Source organism: Burkholderia sp. D-99 (assembly GCF_011605345.1).
Taxonomy (GTDB): Bacteria; Pseudomonadota; Gammaproteobacteria; order Burkholderiales; family Burkholderiaceae; genus Burkholderia.
The window spans coordinates 913,116-928,064 of the sequence record NZ_JAAOXM010000001.1 but is presented as its reverse complement, the minus strand read 5'-3'; the positions used below and the strand labels follow the sequence as shown (position 1 = coordinate 928,064).

11 protein-coding genes are annotated in these 14,949 nt (G+C 67.9%); 6 read left to right on the top strand and 5 right to left on the bottom strand.

The window, feature by feature from the left end; translation table 11 throughout:
• Positions 1-13: 13 nt before the first annotated feature.
• On the top strand, positions 14-1,780 hold the full coding sequence (gene polX / locus HAV18_RS04070) for a DNA polymerase/3'-5' exonuclease PolX (protein ID WP_166953075.1): 1,767 nt from the start codon (positions 14-16) through the stop codon (positions 1,778-1,780).
• A 47-nt stretch (positions 1,781-1,827) separates the two neighbouring features.
• On the opposite strand, the gene ald is transcribed toward polX, so the two are convergent.
• Positions 1,828-2,943, bottom strand: a complete 1,116-nt coding sequence (gene ald, locus HAV18_RS04065) for an alanine dehydrogenase (RefSeq protein ID WP_166953073.1) — start codon at positions 2,941-2,943, stop codon at positions 1,828-1,830.
• A gap of 331 nt (positions 2,944-3,274) precedes the next feature.
• Between ald and HAV18_RS04060 the strand changes: the two genes are divergently transcribed.
• Entirely contained in the window at positions 3,275-3,691 is a 417-nt protein-coding gene (locus HAV18_RS04060) for a DUF3995 domain-containing protein (protein WP_166953071.1), read from the top strand.
• A gap of 9 nt (positions 3,692-3,700) precedes the next feature.
• On the opposite strand, the gene HAV18_RS04055 is transcribed toward HAV18_RS04060, so the two are convergent.
• Positions 3,701-4,285, bottom strand: a complete 585-nt coding sequence (locus HAV18_RS04055; protein WP_166953069.1) for an RNA 2'-phosphotransferase — start codon at positions 4,283-4,285, stop codon at positions 3,701-3,703.
• A 603-nt stretch (positions 4,286-4,888) separates the two neighbouring features.
• Between HAV18_RS04055 and HAV18_RS04050 the strand changes: the two genes are divergently transcribed.
• From HAV18_RS04050 to HAV18_RS04035, 4 genes are all read left to right on the top strand, one after another.
• On the top strand, positions 4,889-5,626 hold the full coding sequence (locus HAV18_RS04050; protein ID WP_166953067.1) for a gluconate 2-dehydrogenase subunit 3 family protein: 738 nt from the start codon (positions 4,889-4,891) through the stop codon (positions 5,624-5,626).
• On the top strand, positions 5,626-7,404 hold the full coding sequence (locus tag HAV18_RS04045; RefSeq protein ID WP_166953065.1) for a GMC family oxidoreductase: 1,779 nt from the start codon (positions 5,626-5,628) through the stop codon (positions 7,402-7,404). The genes HAV18_RS04050 and HAV18_RS04045 overlap by 1 nt, the downstream gene beginning before the upstream one ends.
• Positions 7,401-8,813, top strand: coding sequence for a cytochrome c (locus tag HAV18_RS04040; RefSeq protein ID WP_166953063.1), 1,413 nt, complete (start codon positions 7,401-7,403; stop codon positions 8,811-8,813). The genes HAV18_RS04045 and HAV18_RS04040 overlap by 4 nt, the downstream gene beginning before the upstream one ends.
• A 209-nt stretch (positions 8,814-9,022) precedes the next feature.
• On the top strand, positions 9,023-10,741 hold the full coding sequence (locus HAV18_RS04035) for a cation:proton antiporter (RefSeq protein ID WP_166953061.1): 1,719 nt from the start codon (positions 9,023-9,025) through the stop codon (positions 10,739-10,741).
• A gap of 75 nt (positions 10,742-10,816) precedes the next feature.
• Here the strand turns inward: HAV18_RS04035 and HAV18_RS04030 are convergent, their stop codons facing one another.
• The 3 genes from HAV18_RS04030 to HAV18_RS04020 form a co-directional block, all read right to left on the bottom strand.
• A complete protein-coding gene (locus tag HAV18_RS04030) occupies positions 10,817-11,581 on the bottom strand; it encodes an SDR family oxidoreductase (protein WP_166953059.1) in 765 nt (254 codons plus the stop codon).
• A gap of 19 nt (positions 11,582-11,600) precedes the next feature.
• Positions 11,601-12,596 (bottom strand): arabinose ABC transporter substrate-binding protein, encoded by a 996-nt coding sequence (locus HAV18_RS04025; RefSeq protein ID WP_166953057.1) that lies wholly within the window; start codon positions 12,594-12,596, stop codon positions 11,601-11,603.
• 208 nt (positions 12,597-12,804) lie between these two features.
• Positions 12,805-14,700: a penicillin-binding protein 2 gene (locus HAV18_RS04020; RefSeq protein ID WP_166953055.1), complete on the bottom strand. Its 1,896-nt coding sequence runs from the start codon at positions 14,698-14,700 to the stop codon at positions 12,805-12,807.
• Positions 14,701-14,949 lie beyond the last annotated feature (249 nt).

Below are 14,949 nucleotides of genomic sequence, written 5' to 3'. Positions count from 1 at the left end.
AGCCACGCCGATCATGTCGATCAACAATGCCGGGTGTGCGGCCGTGTTCGCCGAGATCGCCGACATGCTCGAAATCCAGGGCGCCAATCCATTCAGGGTGCGTGCCTACCGCAACGCCGCGCGCACGATCGCCGACTACGGGCGCGATATCCCGACGATGATCGCGAACGGCGACGATCTCGGGAAGATTCCGTCGATCGGGCCCGACCTCGCGTCGAAGCTGCGCGAGATCGCCGCGACCGGCACCTGCGAACTGCAGCAAACGCTGCGCCACGCGCTGCCGGGCGCGATCGTCGAACTGCTCGACGTGCCGGGGCTCGGCGCGAAACGCGTGAAGGCGCTGCATGACGCGCTGCACGTCGATTCGCTCGAGCAGCTGCGCGCGGAAGCGAAGAATGGGCACGTGCGCGAATTGCCGGGCTTCGGCGCGAAAACCGAAGCGCATCTGCTCGAAGCGATCGACGACCGGCTGCAACGCGATCCTCAACGCTTCCTGCTGCCGGATGCCGTACACGCGTTGCTGCCGCTGCTTGAACGCCTGCGCGCGATTGCCGGTGTCGGCAAGGCCGTGCCGGCCGGCAGTTTCCGCCGCCGCCGCGAGACGGTCGGCGATCTCGACATCCTCGTCACCGCACGCGATCCGGTGGCCGTCGCCGAAGCGTTCGTCGGCTACGGCGAGGTGGCGCGCGTGCTTGCGCACGGCAAGACGAAGTCGAGCGTCGTGCTCGCCAGCGGGTTGCAGGTCGACTTGCGTGTCGTCGATGCCGACGCGTTCGGTGCGGCGCTCGTCTACTTCACCGGATCGAAGGCGCACAACATCGCGTTGCGCAGGATCGCGCAGGCCGGCGGGCTGAAGATCAACGAATATGGCGTGTTTCGCGGCGACGAACGGATCGCCGGCGTGACCGAGGCGTCGGTCTACGCTGCGATCGGGTTGCACGAAGTCCCGCCGGAATTGCGCGAGGATCGCGGCGAGATCGACGCCGCGCGCGCGGGCACGCTGCCGGCGCTGGTCGAGCGCAAGCATCTCCACGGCGACCTGCATGCGCATACCGACTCATCGGCCGGCCGCGACAGCCTGCACGCGATGGCCGATGCGGCCCGCGCACGCGGGTTCGCGTACCTGGCCATCACCGACCGGGCACCGGATGCCGGCAGCGGCCGCACCGGCTTCGACTGGCTTGACCGGCAACTCGACGAGATCGATCACCTCAACGCATCGTTCGACGATTTCGTGCTGCTCAAGGGGGTAGAGGCCGGTATTCGCGAGGACGGCAGCCTCGACGTGCCCGACGCGATGCTCGGCCGGCTCGATCTCGTGATCGGTGCGGTACGCGACGGTTTCGAGCTGTCGCGCGACGCGCAGACAGCTCGCATGCTGCGCGCGATGGACCACCCGCATTTCACGATTCTCGCGCACCCGACGGGCCGCATGCTGGGCGAGCGCGAAGCATGCGAACTCGACGTGCCGCGCGTGATCGCGCACGCCGCGGCGCGCGGCTGCTTCGTCGAACTCGATGCGCAGCCGCGGCGGCTCGACCTGCCGGACATCTGGTGCCGCGAGGCCGCGAAGGCGGGCGTGCCGGTGGCGATCGGCTCGGATGCGTGCAGCACGGACGAACTCGACAATCTGGCATACGGCGTCGATCAGGCGCGACGCGGCTGGCTGACGCGGCCCGACGTGCTGAATACGCGCACGCTTGCGCAACTGAGGCCGCTGCTCGCACGCACGATGGGAGCAAGCGGCACGACCAAGCGCAGCGGATCGAAGGGCGCGTGAACGCGGCCGGCGGCGTGTGCCGCCGGCCGTGCGTGAATGCGGTCACGTCATGCCAGCACGCCTGCCGCCGGCACATAGGGCAGGCCGAGCGCCAGCGCGACCGCTTCGTACGTGATGTGCCCGTCGCACACGTTCAGGCCCGCGCGCAGATGCGGATCGTCGGTCATTGCCTGCTTCCAGCCCTTGTCGGCGAGCGCGAGCGCAGCTCCAAGCGTCGCATTGTTCAGCGCGAAGGTCGACGTGCGCGCGACCGCGCCGGGCATGTTCGCGACGCAGTAGTGCACGACGCCATCGACGATGAAGGTCGGGTCCGCGTGCGTCGTCGCATGCGAGGTTTCGAAGCATCCGCCCTGGTCGATCGCGACATCGACGACGACCGCCCCCGTGCGCATCGTCGCGATCATGTCACGCGTGACGAGCCGCGGCGCCGATGCGCCCGGCACGAGCACGGCACCGATCACGACATCGGCATCGCGTACGGCTTCGTCGATCGTGTGCGCGTTCGAGCAGGCGGTCGCGATCCGGTTGGCGAACACGAGGTCGAGCTGGCGCAGCCGGTTCACGTTGGTGTCGAGCACGGTGACGCGTGCGCCGAGGCCGACCGCCATCTGCAGCGCGCCGGTGCCCACCACGCCCGCGCCGAGCACGACGACGTGCGCGGCCGGCACGCCGGGCACACCGGCCATCAGCAAGCCACGCCCGCCGCGCGGGCTTTCGAGGTGGGTCGCCGCGACCTGGATCGACATGCGCCCGGCCACCTCGCTCATCGGTGCGAGCAGCGGCAGGCCGCCGCCCGGGCCCGTCACGGTTTCGTAGGCGATGCAGACGGCACCGGACTTCACGAGCGCGGCCGCCTGTTCGGGATCGGGCGCGAGATGCAGGTAGGTGTAGAGAATCTGCCCGCGCCGCAACATCGCGCATTCCACCGGCTGCGGCTCCTTGACCTTGATGATCATGTCGGCGCGCGCGAAGACTTCGTCGGCACCGTCGCAAAGCGATGCGCCCGCGGCCGTGTAGTCGTTGTCGAGCAGGCCGATCGCCGTGCCCGCGCCACGCTGCACCAGCACGCGATGGCCGTGCCGCGTCAGTTCGCGCGCGCCGGCCGGCGTGAGGCCGACACGGTATTCGTGGTTCTTGATCTCCTTCGGCACACCGATCAGCATGAGTCGCCTCCATGGCCTTCGTTATCGTTGTCGTGCAGGTGCGCAATGCGGCGAACGATGCACGTGCGGCAGATCGCGCAGGCGCGGATCGACCGCAGTACTGGAATAACAGGGTAGTAGCGCGCGGAGGGAAGTCAAGCGGGCGGCCCGCGCGCGCTTGTGCGCGCACTGCGTTGCAGCATGCGTTGTGGCAGGTTGCGACCGGACGTCGCAATGCACGTGTTGCCGGGTTTCGGTATCGTCACGTGTGCCGCGGCCCGAGGCCGCGTGCCGGACCTTGGCCGGCAACACATCGAGAAAACGACACAACGAGACGAGGGCACTTACGGACATGACCGGAGCGTATTTCAGCGTGCCGACGCTTTGCGCAATCGCGCTCATTCACGTCTACTGGGCGTTGGGCGGGCGGCGCGGCAAGCGTGCGGCCATTCCGGAGCAGGACGGCAAGCCGCTGCTGCGGCCGACCGCCGTCGGCACGCTTGCCGTCGCGGCGGCATTGCTGGGCGGCGCATGCGTGGTTGCCGCGCGGGCCGGCTGGCTGGGGCCGAACCCGTATCCCGGCACGATCTCGTTCGCGGTCGTTGCGTTCGCATTGATCTTCGCGGTGCGGGCCGTCGGCGATTTCCGGTACGTCGGCTTCTTCAAGCGGATACGCGGGTCGCGTTTCGCACGGATGGACACGTTGTACTACTCGCCGCTTTGCGCGGCGCTGGCGCTGTCCATCGCGTCGATGTTCTGGCCGTGGTGAACGCGCGTCTCAGCGCGCTGGCCCGTCCAGCTCCGTAAGGTATTCCGCCGGCACGGTGTCCGTCAGCCAGACGCCGTTTTCGGCGACGAAGAACGTGTGGCCTTGCCGATGCATGCGCTGCGCATCGACCTCGAGAATCACGGGCACGCCGTAGCGCGTGCCGACGGCCAGCGCCGTCCGGATGTCCGGCGACAGATGCACGTGATGACGGGCGCCGGGTTTCAGCCCTTGCGCCCGAATCGAATCCAGGAAGCGCGTTGCGGTGCCGTGATAGAGGCGCTCGGGCGGCTGCGCGGCCGGATAGCTGCGCTGCACCACGGGCGTCGAATGGCCTTGTACCGCACGGATGCGCCGGCCGTCGTCGGAGAGGGCGAAGCGCTGCTTGTCGTTGGTCGCGCAGACGGTTTCGAGCGTCGTGCGATCGATCGGGTGCCCCTGGCGGGCGAGGCCGGCGATCAGTTCGTCGATGTCGGCCCAGCCTTCCGGGTCGAGCTGCAGCCCGATCGTTTCCGGCGCGTGGCGCAGCAGGTAGCTGAGGGTTCGGCTGATGCGGGTCGCGTCGGGCGCCGGCAGTTCATTTTTCTGTGGTCTCATGAGACGCGGAGGCTACCAGAGCGCGATGCAAACCGGCACCCCCGGGTGCACCGCGTGGCTGGAAAGAGACAGCCTTCGGCGAGACTCGGCACACAACAATCCTCTACCTGACACCTGCGCAGGGTGGTAATCGCGCGGTCCTTGTGCATTCCGGCTTCCGGACTTTTCAATTGTTGCGATTTTCGATGCATTGAATTGCATTGGCGTATCTCTTGATGGAACCGGTTCCATATATAATTCGCGGCACTTGTCGCCGGGCCCGAAAGAGGGTCGTGCACATCGCGCTTGCCGTCGGCAAACGCGGCGTCTAAGTTGAATGAGGGTCATGAGCGATGAGGGGCAGATGCGGGCAGATGCCGGTATTTGTCAGACGATAAGGCTCACAAAGAGGCCGAACCGTGCAGCGCAGCCTGAGCCGGCGCGATGCGCGGCCGCATGAAGGCGCTGCCGCGCATTGCACGGGCGACGCCTGCATCGAGGTTGTTCGCAACAGACGAAAGAACAGGACGGCCAGCCGCGTGCGGCAAGGCTGCCATGCCGGACACACCGCATGCGGAGTGCGTGCGTCCGGGCCCCGAGATCCCCAACGATCAACATCCGACCATGTCCACGCCACCTGACAAACCCAACTCGCGCCGCCGTTTCCTGCGCACGTCGGTCGCGCTCGTGCCGATCGCGTCGGTCGCCGGCTGCGACCTGCGCTCGTCGTCGCCTTCCGCGACGACCGGCAACGCGCCCGGTGCATCGGCCAGCGCCGAACGCGCTCCGTACAAGCCGACCTTCTTCGATGCGAAGGAATGGGCGTTCGTCCAGGCCGCCGTCGACCGGCTGATTCCGGCCGACGCCGAAGGCCCCGGCGCGCTCGAATCGGGCGTGCCCGAATTCATCGACCGCCAGATGGAGACACCGTATGCGCACGGCGCGACCTGGTACATGCAGGGGCCGTTCCAGCAGGGCGTGCCCGAGCTCGGCTACCAGCTGAAACTGGTGCCGCGCGACATCTACCGGCTCGGTATCGCGGCGGTCAACCGCTATTGCGAGAAGACCCACGGCAAGGCGTTCGCGGATCTCGACGCGCCGACCCGCGACACCGTGCTCGGCGCGCTGGAAAAAGGCGGCGCTCAGATCGACGACGTGCCGCCCGGCGTGTTCTTCGGCCAGTTGCTGCAGAACGCACGCGAAGGCTACTTCTGCGATCCGGTGCATGGCGGCAATCACGACATGGCCGCGTGGAAGATGATCGGTTTTCCGGGCGCGCGCGCGGACTTCATGGATTTCGTCAACCAGAACGGCAAGCCGTATCCGTACGGCCCGGTCTCGATCAACGGGGAGCGCAGCTGATGGCCGCAGAGAAAAAACCGCATGTCGATGCGGTGATCGTCGGCTTCGGCTGGACCGGCGCGATTCTCGCGAAGGAACTGACTGAAGCGGGCTTGAACGTGGTCGCGCTCGAGCGCGGCGAGTATCGCGACACCTATCCGGACGGCGCGTATCCGAACACGATCGACGAGCTGACCTACAACGTCCGCAAGAAGCTGTTCCTCGATTTGTCGAAGACGACCGTGTCGATCCGCCACGGCCTGCAGGACACCGCGCTGCCGTACCGGCAGCTCGCCGCGTTCCTGCCGGGTGAGGGCGTGGGCGGCGCGGGTCTGCACTGGTCGGGCGTGCATTTCCGGATCACGCCGGAAGAGCTGCGCCTGCGCAGCCACTATGAAGAGCGCTACGGCAAGAAGTTCATCCCCGAAGGGATGACGATCCAGGACACGGGCGTGACCTACGAGGAGCTCGAGCCGCATTTCGATTTTGCCGAGAAGGTGTTCGGCACGTCGGGGCAGGCGTACAAGGTCGGCGGCAAGGTGGTCGGCGACGGCAACGTGTTCGAAGCGAATCGCAGCGACAACTTCCCGCTGCCCGCGCAGCTCAATACGTATTCGGCGCAGCGCTTCTCGGATGCGGCGAAGTCGCTCGGCCTGCATCCGTACCGGCTGCCGTCGGCGAACACGTCGGGCCCGTACACGAACCCGTACGGCGTGCAGATGGGCCCGTGCAACTTCTGCGGCTACTGCAGCGGCTATGCGTGCTACATGTACTCGAAGGCGTCGCCGAACCTGAACATCCTGCCTGCGCTGAAGCAGGCGCCGAACTTCGAGCTGCGCTCGAAGTGCCACGTACTGCGCGTCGACCTCGACGATACGAAGAAGCGCGCGACGGGCGTGACCTACGTCGACCCGGCCGGGCGTGAAGTGCACCAGCCGGCCGATCTCGTGATCGTGGCCGCGTTCCAGTACCACAACGTGCACCTGCTGCTGCTGTCGGGCATCGGCAAGCCGTACGACCCGATCTCGGGCGAAGGCGTGGTGGGCCGCAATTTCGCGTACCAGAACCTGTCGACGATCAAGGCATTCTTCGACAAGGACACCTATACGAATCCGTTCATCGGCGCGGGCGGCAACGGTGTCGCGGTGGACGATTTCAACGCGGACAACTTCGACCACGGCCCGCTCGGCTTCGTCGGCGGCTCGCCGCTGTGGGTGAACCAGGCCGGCGTGAAGCCGATCAGCGGCATCGCGACGCCGGCCGGCACGCCGCAGTGGGGCTCGGCGTGGAAGAAGTCCGTCAAGGATTACTACGCGCACACGATCTCGATGGACGCGCACGGCTCGAACATGTCGTACCGCGACGTGTATCTCGACCTCGATCCGACCTATCGCGATTCGTATGGCCAGCCGCTGTTGCGGATGACCTTCGACTGGAAGGACAACGACATCAAGATGGCGCAGTACGTGACCGGGCAGATGAAGAAGATCGCGGAAGCGATGGGGCCGAAGGCGATCGGCGTGTCGACGCGCGAGTTCGGCAAGCACTTCGATTCGCGCGCGTACCAGACGACCCACCTCGTCGGCGGCGCGATCATGGGCACCGATCCGAAGACGAGCGTGCTGAACCGCTACCTGCAGTGCTGGGACGTGCACAACGTGTTCGTGATGGGCGCATCGGCGCTGCCGCAGGGCATCGGCTACAACCCGACCGGGATCATCGCGGCGCTGGCCTACTGGTCGGCACGTGCGATCCGCGAGCAATACCTGAAAAATCCCGCCCCGCTGGTGACCGTATGAAGAGGACGATGAACCACAACGTCGCGCGCCGGATGTCGCGCGCGCTGGCGGCTGGTGCGGCCTGGGCCGCGCTCGGCTTCGCGGGCTCGACGGCGTTTGCGCAGCCTGCCGCGCCCGCGGCGGCTTCCGGCCCGGCGGCCGCACCCGCGGCGCAATCCGCCGACGCGAACCTGATCAAGCGAGGCGAATACCTCGCGCGGGCAGGCGACTGCATCGCATGCCACACCGCGAGCGGCGGCAAGCCGTTCGCGGGCGGGCTGAAATTCGACACGCCGATCGGCGGGATCTACTCGACGAACATCACGCCGGATCCGAAAACGGGCCTCGGCGGCTGGACTTACGAGGACTTCACGCGCGCGGTGCGCGAGGGTGTGCGCAAGAACGGCGACACGATGTATCCGGCCATGCCGTTCCCGTCCTACGCGCGCCTGACCGACGACGACATGAAGGCGCTGTACGCGTACTTCATGCACGGCGTCGCGCCCGTCGAGCACGAGAACCGTGCGGTCGACATCGTGTGGCCGCTGTCGATGCGCTGGCCGCTCGGGATCTGGCGCAAGATGTTCGCGCCGACGCCGAAGCCGTTCGATGCGGCGCCGTACACCGATCCGGTGGTCGCGCGCGGCGCGTATCTCGTGCAGGGTCTCGGCCACTGCGGCGCATGCCACACGCCGCGCGCGCCGACCATGCAGGAGCGCGGGCTGACCGACGCGGACGGCCCGGACTTCCTGGCCGGCGGCGCGGCGATCGACGGCTGGGTGCCGACGAGCCTGCGCGGCGAGCCGCGCACGGGCCTCGGCACGTGGAACGAAGCCGAGATCGTGCAGTTCCTGAAGACGGGCCGCACGCTGCGCACGGCTGCATTCGGCGGGATGACGGACGTGGTCGGCCACAGCATGCAGCACATGACCGACGACGACCTCAACGCAATCGCACGCTACCTGAAGACGCTGCCGCCGCGCGTGCAGGGCGAGCAGCCGCACGTGTACGACGCGGCCGCTGCCAAGGCGCTGCAGGCCGGCGACGCGAGCAAGCCCGGCGCGGCCGTCTATCGCGACAACTGCACGGCCTGCCACCGCAGCGACGGCCACGGCTACACGCGCGTGTTCCCGGCGCTCGCCGGCAACCCGGTCGTGCAGGGCGACGATCCGACCTCGCTGATCCACGTCGTGCTGGAAGGCAGCGCGCTGGAGGGTACGCGCACCGCGCCGTCGACCTTCACGATGCCGCCGTTCGGCTGGCGCCTGTCGGACCAGGAAGTCGCGGACGTGTCGAACTTCGTGCGCACGAGCTGGGGCAACACGGGCGCGCCGGTGACGGCCGCGCAGGTCGCGAAGGTGCGCAAGAGCGTGCCGTCGACCCGGCCCGAACCGCCGCCGGGCGCACGGTTCCCGCAAGCGTCGCGCTGACGGGGGCGGCGGGGTGCCGGCCCCGCCTGTCCGATGGGCTTCAAGGCGTCGCCGCGATCTGCACGGCGCCTGTCGTTTCGCCGGGGTTGCACCCCGCAAAGGCGCGCCACCGCGTGAAATTTTCGCGGTGGCGCGCCATTGTTCCGCCTCATCCCTTATCCTTCCACTCTTGAACCTTACTAAATAGTTACAAGAACTCGGGAGGGGGGATGCCTCATGACGTCAGCCTGATTGCGTTGCTCGCGGCCGGTTTCGGTCTCGCGATGATTTTCGGTTACTTCGCGTCGCTGCTGAAAATGCCGCCGCTCGTCGGCTATCTGCTCGCCGGGATCGTGATCGGCCCCGGCACGCCCGGCTTCGTCGGCGATCTGTCGCTCGCGCAGCAGCTCGCCGAAGTGGGCGTGATGCTGCTGATGTTCGGCGTCGGCCTGCATTTCTCGCTCGGCGATCTGCTCGCGGTGCGCAAGATCGCGCTGCCGGGCGCCATTGTCCAGATTACGGTGGCCACGCTGCTCGGCGGCGGGCTCGCGCTCACCTGGGGCTGGAGCGTCGGTGCGGCGCTCGTGTTCGGGCTCGCGCTGTCGGTGGCAAGTACCGTCGTGCTGCTGCGTGCGCTCGAAGGGCGCGGGCTCGTCGAGTCGGTCAACGGGCGCATCGCGGTCGGCTGGCTCGTCGTCGAGGATCTCGTGATGGTGCTCGTGCTCGTGCTGCTGCCGCCCGTCGCGGGGCTGCTCGGCGGCACGCCGCCCGGCGACGCGCATGCGGCCGGCGGCAGCGTGTGGGGCACGCTCGGTGTCACGATGCTGAAGGTCGCGGCGTTCATCGCATTGATGCTGGTGGTCGGCAAGCGGGTGTTTCCGCGCATTCTGTGGCTCGTCGCGCGCACGGGCTCGCGCGAGCTGTTCACGCTGTGCATGATCGCGGCCGCGGTCGGCATCGCGTTCGGCGCGGCGAAGCTGTTCGACGTGTCGTTCGCGCTCGGCGCGTTCTTCGCCGGGATGATGATGCGCGAGTCGGAATTCAGCCGGCGCGCGGCCGACGAGACGCTGCCGCTGCGCGACGCGTTCTCGGTGCTGTTCTTCATTTCGGTCGGGATGCTGTTCGACCCGAAGATCCTGCTCGCGGAGCCGTTGCACGTGATCGAGGTCGCGGCGATCGTGGTGATCGGCAAGACGCTCGCGGCGGTCGCGCTCGTGATCGCGTTCCGCTATCCGCTGAACACCGCACTGACGGTCGGCGCGGGCCTCGCGCAGATCGGCGAGTTCTCGTTCATCCTCGCGGGGCTCGGCCGCGCGCTCGGGCTGCTGTCGGCCGAGGGGCAGAGCCTGATTCTGGCGGTCGCGCTGATCTCGATCGCGATGAACACGCTGCTGTTCGCGATGATCGATCCGGCGCTCGTGTGGATCCGCAAGCATTCGGCGTTCGCGCGCAAGCTCGAGGCGCGCGACGATCCGCTCGCCGCGCTGCCGATGTCGACGCCGCAGACGCATTTGACCGGGCAAGTCGTGATCGTCGGCTACGGCAAGGTCGGCACGCGGATCGCGCATGCGCTGGACGAGCGCGGGATCGCGTATGTCGTCGTCGAGCAGAACCGCGAGCTCGTCGAGAAGCTGCGCGCGGAAGGCGTCGCGGCCGTGTCGGGCGATGCGATCGAGCCGATCGTGCTCGTGCAGGCGCATATCGCGCGGGCCGGGATGCTGGTCGTCACGCTGCCCGACGTGTTCGATGTGCGGCAGATCGTCGAGATCTCGCGCACGCTCAACCCGGCGCTCGAGGTCGTGCTGTGCACGAACAGCGGCGACGAGGCCGCGCTGCTGTCGAACGAGGGCATCGGCACCGTGTTCATGGGCGAGTCCGAACTCGCGCGCGGGATGACCGAGCACGTGCTCGGCAGGATGGTGAAGCCGGTCGCGGCCGCTGCGCATTGACGGCGCGCGGCATCGCGCCGCGCTCCAGGCAGGGCGCGGCGGCCCGGGCGGCCGCCGGCCCTGCGCACTTCAGTTTCAGTAGAACGTCTCGAGCGTCAGCTCCTGCGCCATCACGCGATTGCCGGCCAGCAGGCCGCCGTCGACGGGCAGCGCGACGCCCGTGATGATCCGCGCCGCCGGCGAGCACAGGAACAGCGCGGCCTGCGCGACGTCGTCGGGTGTCGCGAAATCGTCGAGCGGATACCACTTCCTCAATTGCTCGAACACCTGCGGATTGCGCTGCACGCGCGCTTCCCACGCAGGCGTCTTCACGGTGCCCGGCAACACGATGTTCGCGCGCACGCCGTCGCGGCCGTATTCGATCGCGAGCGATTTCGTGTAGCTGATCAGCCCGGCCTTGGCCGCGCTGTACGCCGGATGCCCGAGCGCATGCACGCCGTTGACCGAACCGATGATCGCGATCGCGCCGCGCCCGCGCGCGCGCATGCCGGGCAGCACGGCTTCGACGCTCAGGTAGGTGGCCGTCAGGTTCGCGTCGAGATCCGTGCGCCAGGTGGCGGGTGTCGTGTCGCGCAAGGTGGTCGACGCGGCCGTGCCCGCGTTTGCGACGAGCACGTCGGCTTGCGGATGCGATTCGAGCATCGAACGCAGCCGCTCGGCGTCGGTCAGGTCGTCGACAACCGGCGTCACGCGCGCGTCGCCGAGCGTATCGATGAAGTGGTCGAGCGCCGCGCGGTCGCGATCGAGCGCGAGCACGCGGTCGCCGGCCGCGAGGAAGGTGCGGCACAGCGCCTGGCCGATGCCGCCGGCGGCGCCCGTCACGAGGGTGGTGCGTGTCATGTCGGCTCCTTGTGCCGGCTCACAGGCCGAGCGCGGCGCGTGCCTGCTTTTCGTTGTCGCGCGTGATCAGCGTGCCGGACGTCAGCACGAGCGGCGGCGGCGCCTGGTTCTTCGTGATCCAGTCGTACATGTTGATGCTCGTCTGGTAGCCGTGCTGGCGCGGATTCAGCAGGATCGAGCCGTAGAAGCCCGTCGGTTTCGGTTTCGCGAATTCGTTGAGCGCGACCTGGCTGCCGTTGATGCCGACCGCGACCATCGCGTCCGCGCCGATGCCGCGCCCCTCGGCCGCGCGCACCGCGCCGACCGTCGTGTCGTCGTTCGAGCCGAACGCGACCCAGCGCTTGAAATTCGCATGCTTGGTGAGCGCGATGTTCGCCGCGTTGAACGCGCCTTCGGTGTCGGCCGTCATTTCGGGTGCGTCGATCACGTTCGCGGCCGGGAAGCCGGCGGCCTTGAGCGCATCGACCGCGCCTGTCGTGCGCTCCTTCGCGGTCGGCAACTGGTCGTATGCGATCCGGATGATGCCGACCTCGGCCGGATTCCAGCCGCGCCGCTTCGTTTCGTCCGCGATTGCCTGGCCGACCTGCTGGCCGATCTTGTACGCGGAGATGCCCATGTGCGGCACGCCCTGAAGCGGTGCGCCGCGGCCGTCGACGAGCTGGTCGTCGACCGACATCAGCTTGATCCCCGCGCGCTTCGCCTTTGCCGCGATGCCGGGGCCGAGCTTCACGTCGGGCGCGCAGATGATCACGCCCTGCGCCTTTTGCGCGGCGAGGCTGTCGAGCGCGGTCGATACCTTTTCGCCGCTCGGCGTCGCGATCTTGATCAGCGTGAAATGCTTTTCCTTCGCCGCTTGCTCGGCGAAGCGCCATTCGTCCTGGAACCACGGGTCGTCCGGCTGTTTGACGAGGAAGCCGATTTTCACGTCGGCGGGGTCGGCGGCATGGGCGGGCAGCCCGCCGGCCAGCACAGCACTCGCGATGGCCGGTGCGAGCGTCTTCCAGTGGAATCGCATGCGTCTCTCTCCATTTTGTAGTCGCGCACCTAGGCAGGGCTGCCCGGGGCGCGGAAAAATTGTAGGAGGAGGGAGCGGAAACGCTCAAATGATGCGCGGCATTCCTAGAAAGTGGGACGGTGCCCGAGGCGGGGAATCGCGTGGGGGTGAGGGGCAGCCGGTGTGCCACGCGCGCCGGAGGCCGGCGTGTCGCGTGGGCCTGGACCGATCATCCGGCCGCGGTGACCGGCTGCACCGGCGCTTTCGACGGCGCGGCAGTCTTCAACGGCGTGGTGGCTTTCGGTGCCGCGGCCGTCCTGGTTTGCGCAGCCGCTTTCGGCGCAGCCACCGTCTTCTGCGGGGCAACGGCCTTCAGCGGCGGCGCCTTTTCGGGCTCGACCGGCGCGTCGGGCGGCACGCCGAGCAGCTGCAGCGAGCCGCTCGTGACCGACGCGAACACCGGGCCGGCCACCGTGCCGCCGTAGTAGCCCTTGCCGCGCGGCTCGTCGATCATCACCGCGACGATCAGGCGCGGGTTGCTCATCGGCGCCATCCCCGCGAACAGCGCGCGGTACTTGCCCTTCGCATAGGTCGCGCCGACCTGCTTGCGCGCGGTACCCGTCTTGCCGCCAATCCGGTAGCCGTCGACGCGCGCGCGGCGCCCCGTGCCGCCTTCGCCGACCGCCATCTCGAGCATCGAGCGGATCGACGCGGCCGTTTGCGCCGACGTCACGCGGTGGCCGCGATGCGCGTCGATCGTCTGCTGGTCGGTGCCGTTCTTCAGCAGCGACACCGGGTGCAGCGTGCCGTCTCCCGCATAGGCCGTATAGGTTTGCGCGATCTGCAGCAGCGACATCGACAGGCCGTAACCGTACGCCATCGTCGCCTGCTCGATCGGCCGCCAGCGCTTGTAGCCGCGCAACCGGCCCGACGCGACGCCCGGGAACGTCAGTTCCGGCGCACGGCCGATCCCGTATTCCTGGTATTTGTTCCAGATCGTTTCGGCGGGGAGGTTCAGCGCGAGCTTCGCGAGCGCGACGTTGCTCGACTTCTGCAGCGCCTGCGAGACGGTCAGCGAACCGTGGTTCGACGTGTCGTGGATGACGGCCGGGCCGATCTTGTAGGTGCCCGGCGACGTGTTGATGATCGTGTTCGGCGTGACCTTGCGCTCGTCGATCGACAGCGCGACGACGAGCGGCTTGATCGTCGAGCCCGGTTCGAACGTGTCGATCACCGCACGGTTGCGCAACTGCTGGCCGGTGAGGCGCGCGCGGTCGTTCGGGTCGAAGGTCGGGTAGTTCGCGAGCGCGAGGATCTCGCCGTTCTGCGCGTCGAGCACCACGACGCTGCCGGCCAGCGCGTTGTTCTCGACCACGGCCGCCTTGAGCTGGCTGAATGCGAGCTGCTGGATGCGGCGGTCGATCGTCAGTTCGATCGTAGCGCCGTGCTGTGCCGGCACGAGCGGGCGCGTGTCCGACACGATGCGGCCGAGCCGGTCGCGGATCACCTCGCGCTGCCCGGACGTACCCACCAGCCGCGCATTCGCCGCGAGCTCGACGCCTTCCTGGCCCTTATCCTCGACGTTCGTGAAGCCGACCACGTGCGCGGCCGATTCGCCTTCCGGGTAGAAGCGCTTCGAATCGGCGATCTGCGTGATGCCGTCGATCGCGAGCTTGTCGAGCTTGCCCGCGGTGTCGGCGTCGACCTGCCGCTTGAGCAGCACGAACGTCTTGTCGTTGCCGAGGCGCCGCTTGACCTCGACGAGCGGCATGTCGAGCAGCTTCGAGATCTGCGGGTAGTCGGTGTCGGCGACCTGCTTCGGGTTCGCCCAGATTTCATAGGTCGACAGGCTGACGGCGAGCATCGCGCCGTTGCGGTCGACGATGCGCCCGCGTGTCGCGTCGAGTTCGATCGTGCGCTGGTAGCGTTTCTGGCCCTGGCCGACGTAGAACTCCTTGTTCGCGACCTGCACCCAGAAGGCGCGGCCGATCAGCGCGGCGAATGCAAGGAACACGAGGATCACGACGAACTTCGAGCGCCACATCGGCAGGCGCGACGCGAGCATGGGGTTCTTGGTCGCGGCCGCGTACGGATCGGCGGGGTGGGTCTTCTTTTTCACGCTCATGCAATGGCCGGGTCGGGCCGCCGAGGGGCGGCAAATCAGTCTGGATAATGCGATTGTAATAAATGAGTAAACACCGTGTGGGAAAAGTGTGTTCCGGCCCCGTGAAAAGGCGGGAATCGGCCGTCCGGCAAAGGGCGGAACAGGGGAAGGAACGGCGGAGGGAAACGGAACATCACCGATGCAACAGGCGATGGAAGGCGGGCGATTCGGCGTGTGTCGATGCGCGGGCGCGATTTCCGCTACGGCCGA

Excerpts from the sequence above, each read along its gene's own strand:
- HAV18_RS04040 (WP_166953063.1), top strand. The coding sequence starts at position 7,401 with ATGAAGAGGACGATGAACCACAACGTCGCGCGCCGGATGTCGCGCGCG.
- HAV18_RS04025 (WP_166953057.1), bottom strand. The coding sequence starts at position 12,596 with ATGCGATTCCACTGGAAGACGCTCGCACCGGCCATCGCGAGTGCTGTG.
- HAV18_RS04035 (WP_166953061.1), top strand. The coding sequence starts at position 9,023 with ATGCCTCATGACGTCAGCCTGATTGCGTTGCTCGCGGCCGGTTTCGGT.
- ald (WP_166953073.1), bottom strand. The coding sequence starts at position 2,943 with ATGCTGATCGGTGTGCCGAAGGAGATCAAGAACCACGAATACCGTGTC.
- HAV18_RS04045 (WP_166953065.1), top strand. The coding sequence starts at position 5,626 with ATGGCCGCAGAGAAAAAACCGCATGTCGATGCGGTGATCGTCGGCTTC.
- HAV18_RS04050 (WP_166953067.1), top strand. The coding sequence starts at position 4,889 with ATGTCCACGCCACCTGACAAACCCAACTCGCGCCGCCGTTTCCTGCGC.
- HAV18_RS04055 (WP_166953069.1), bottom strand. The coding sequence starts at position 4,285 with ATGAGACCACAGAAAAATGAACTGCCGGCGCCCGACGCGACCCGCATC.
- polX (WP_166953075.1), top strand. The coding sequence starts at position 14 with ATGTCGATCAACAATGCCGGGTGTGCGGCCGTGTTCGCCGAGATCGCC.
- HAV18_RS04020 (WP_166953055.1), bottom strand. The coding sequence starts at position 14,700 with ATGAGCGTGAAAAAGAAGACCCACCCCGCCGATCCGTACGCGGCCGCG.
- HAV18_RS04030 (WP_166953059.1), bottom strand. The coding sequence starts at position 11,581 with ATGACACGCACCACCCTCGTGACGGGCGCCGCCGGCGGCATCGGCCAG.
- HAV18_RS04060 (WP_166953071.1), top strand. The coding sequence starts at position 3,275 with ATGACCGGAGCGTATTTCAGCGTGCCGACGCTTTGCGCAATCGCGCTC.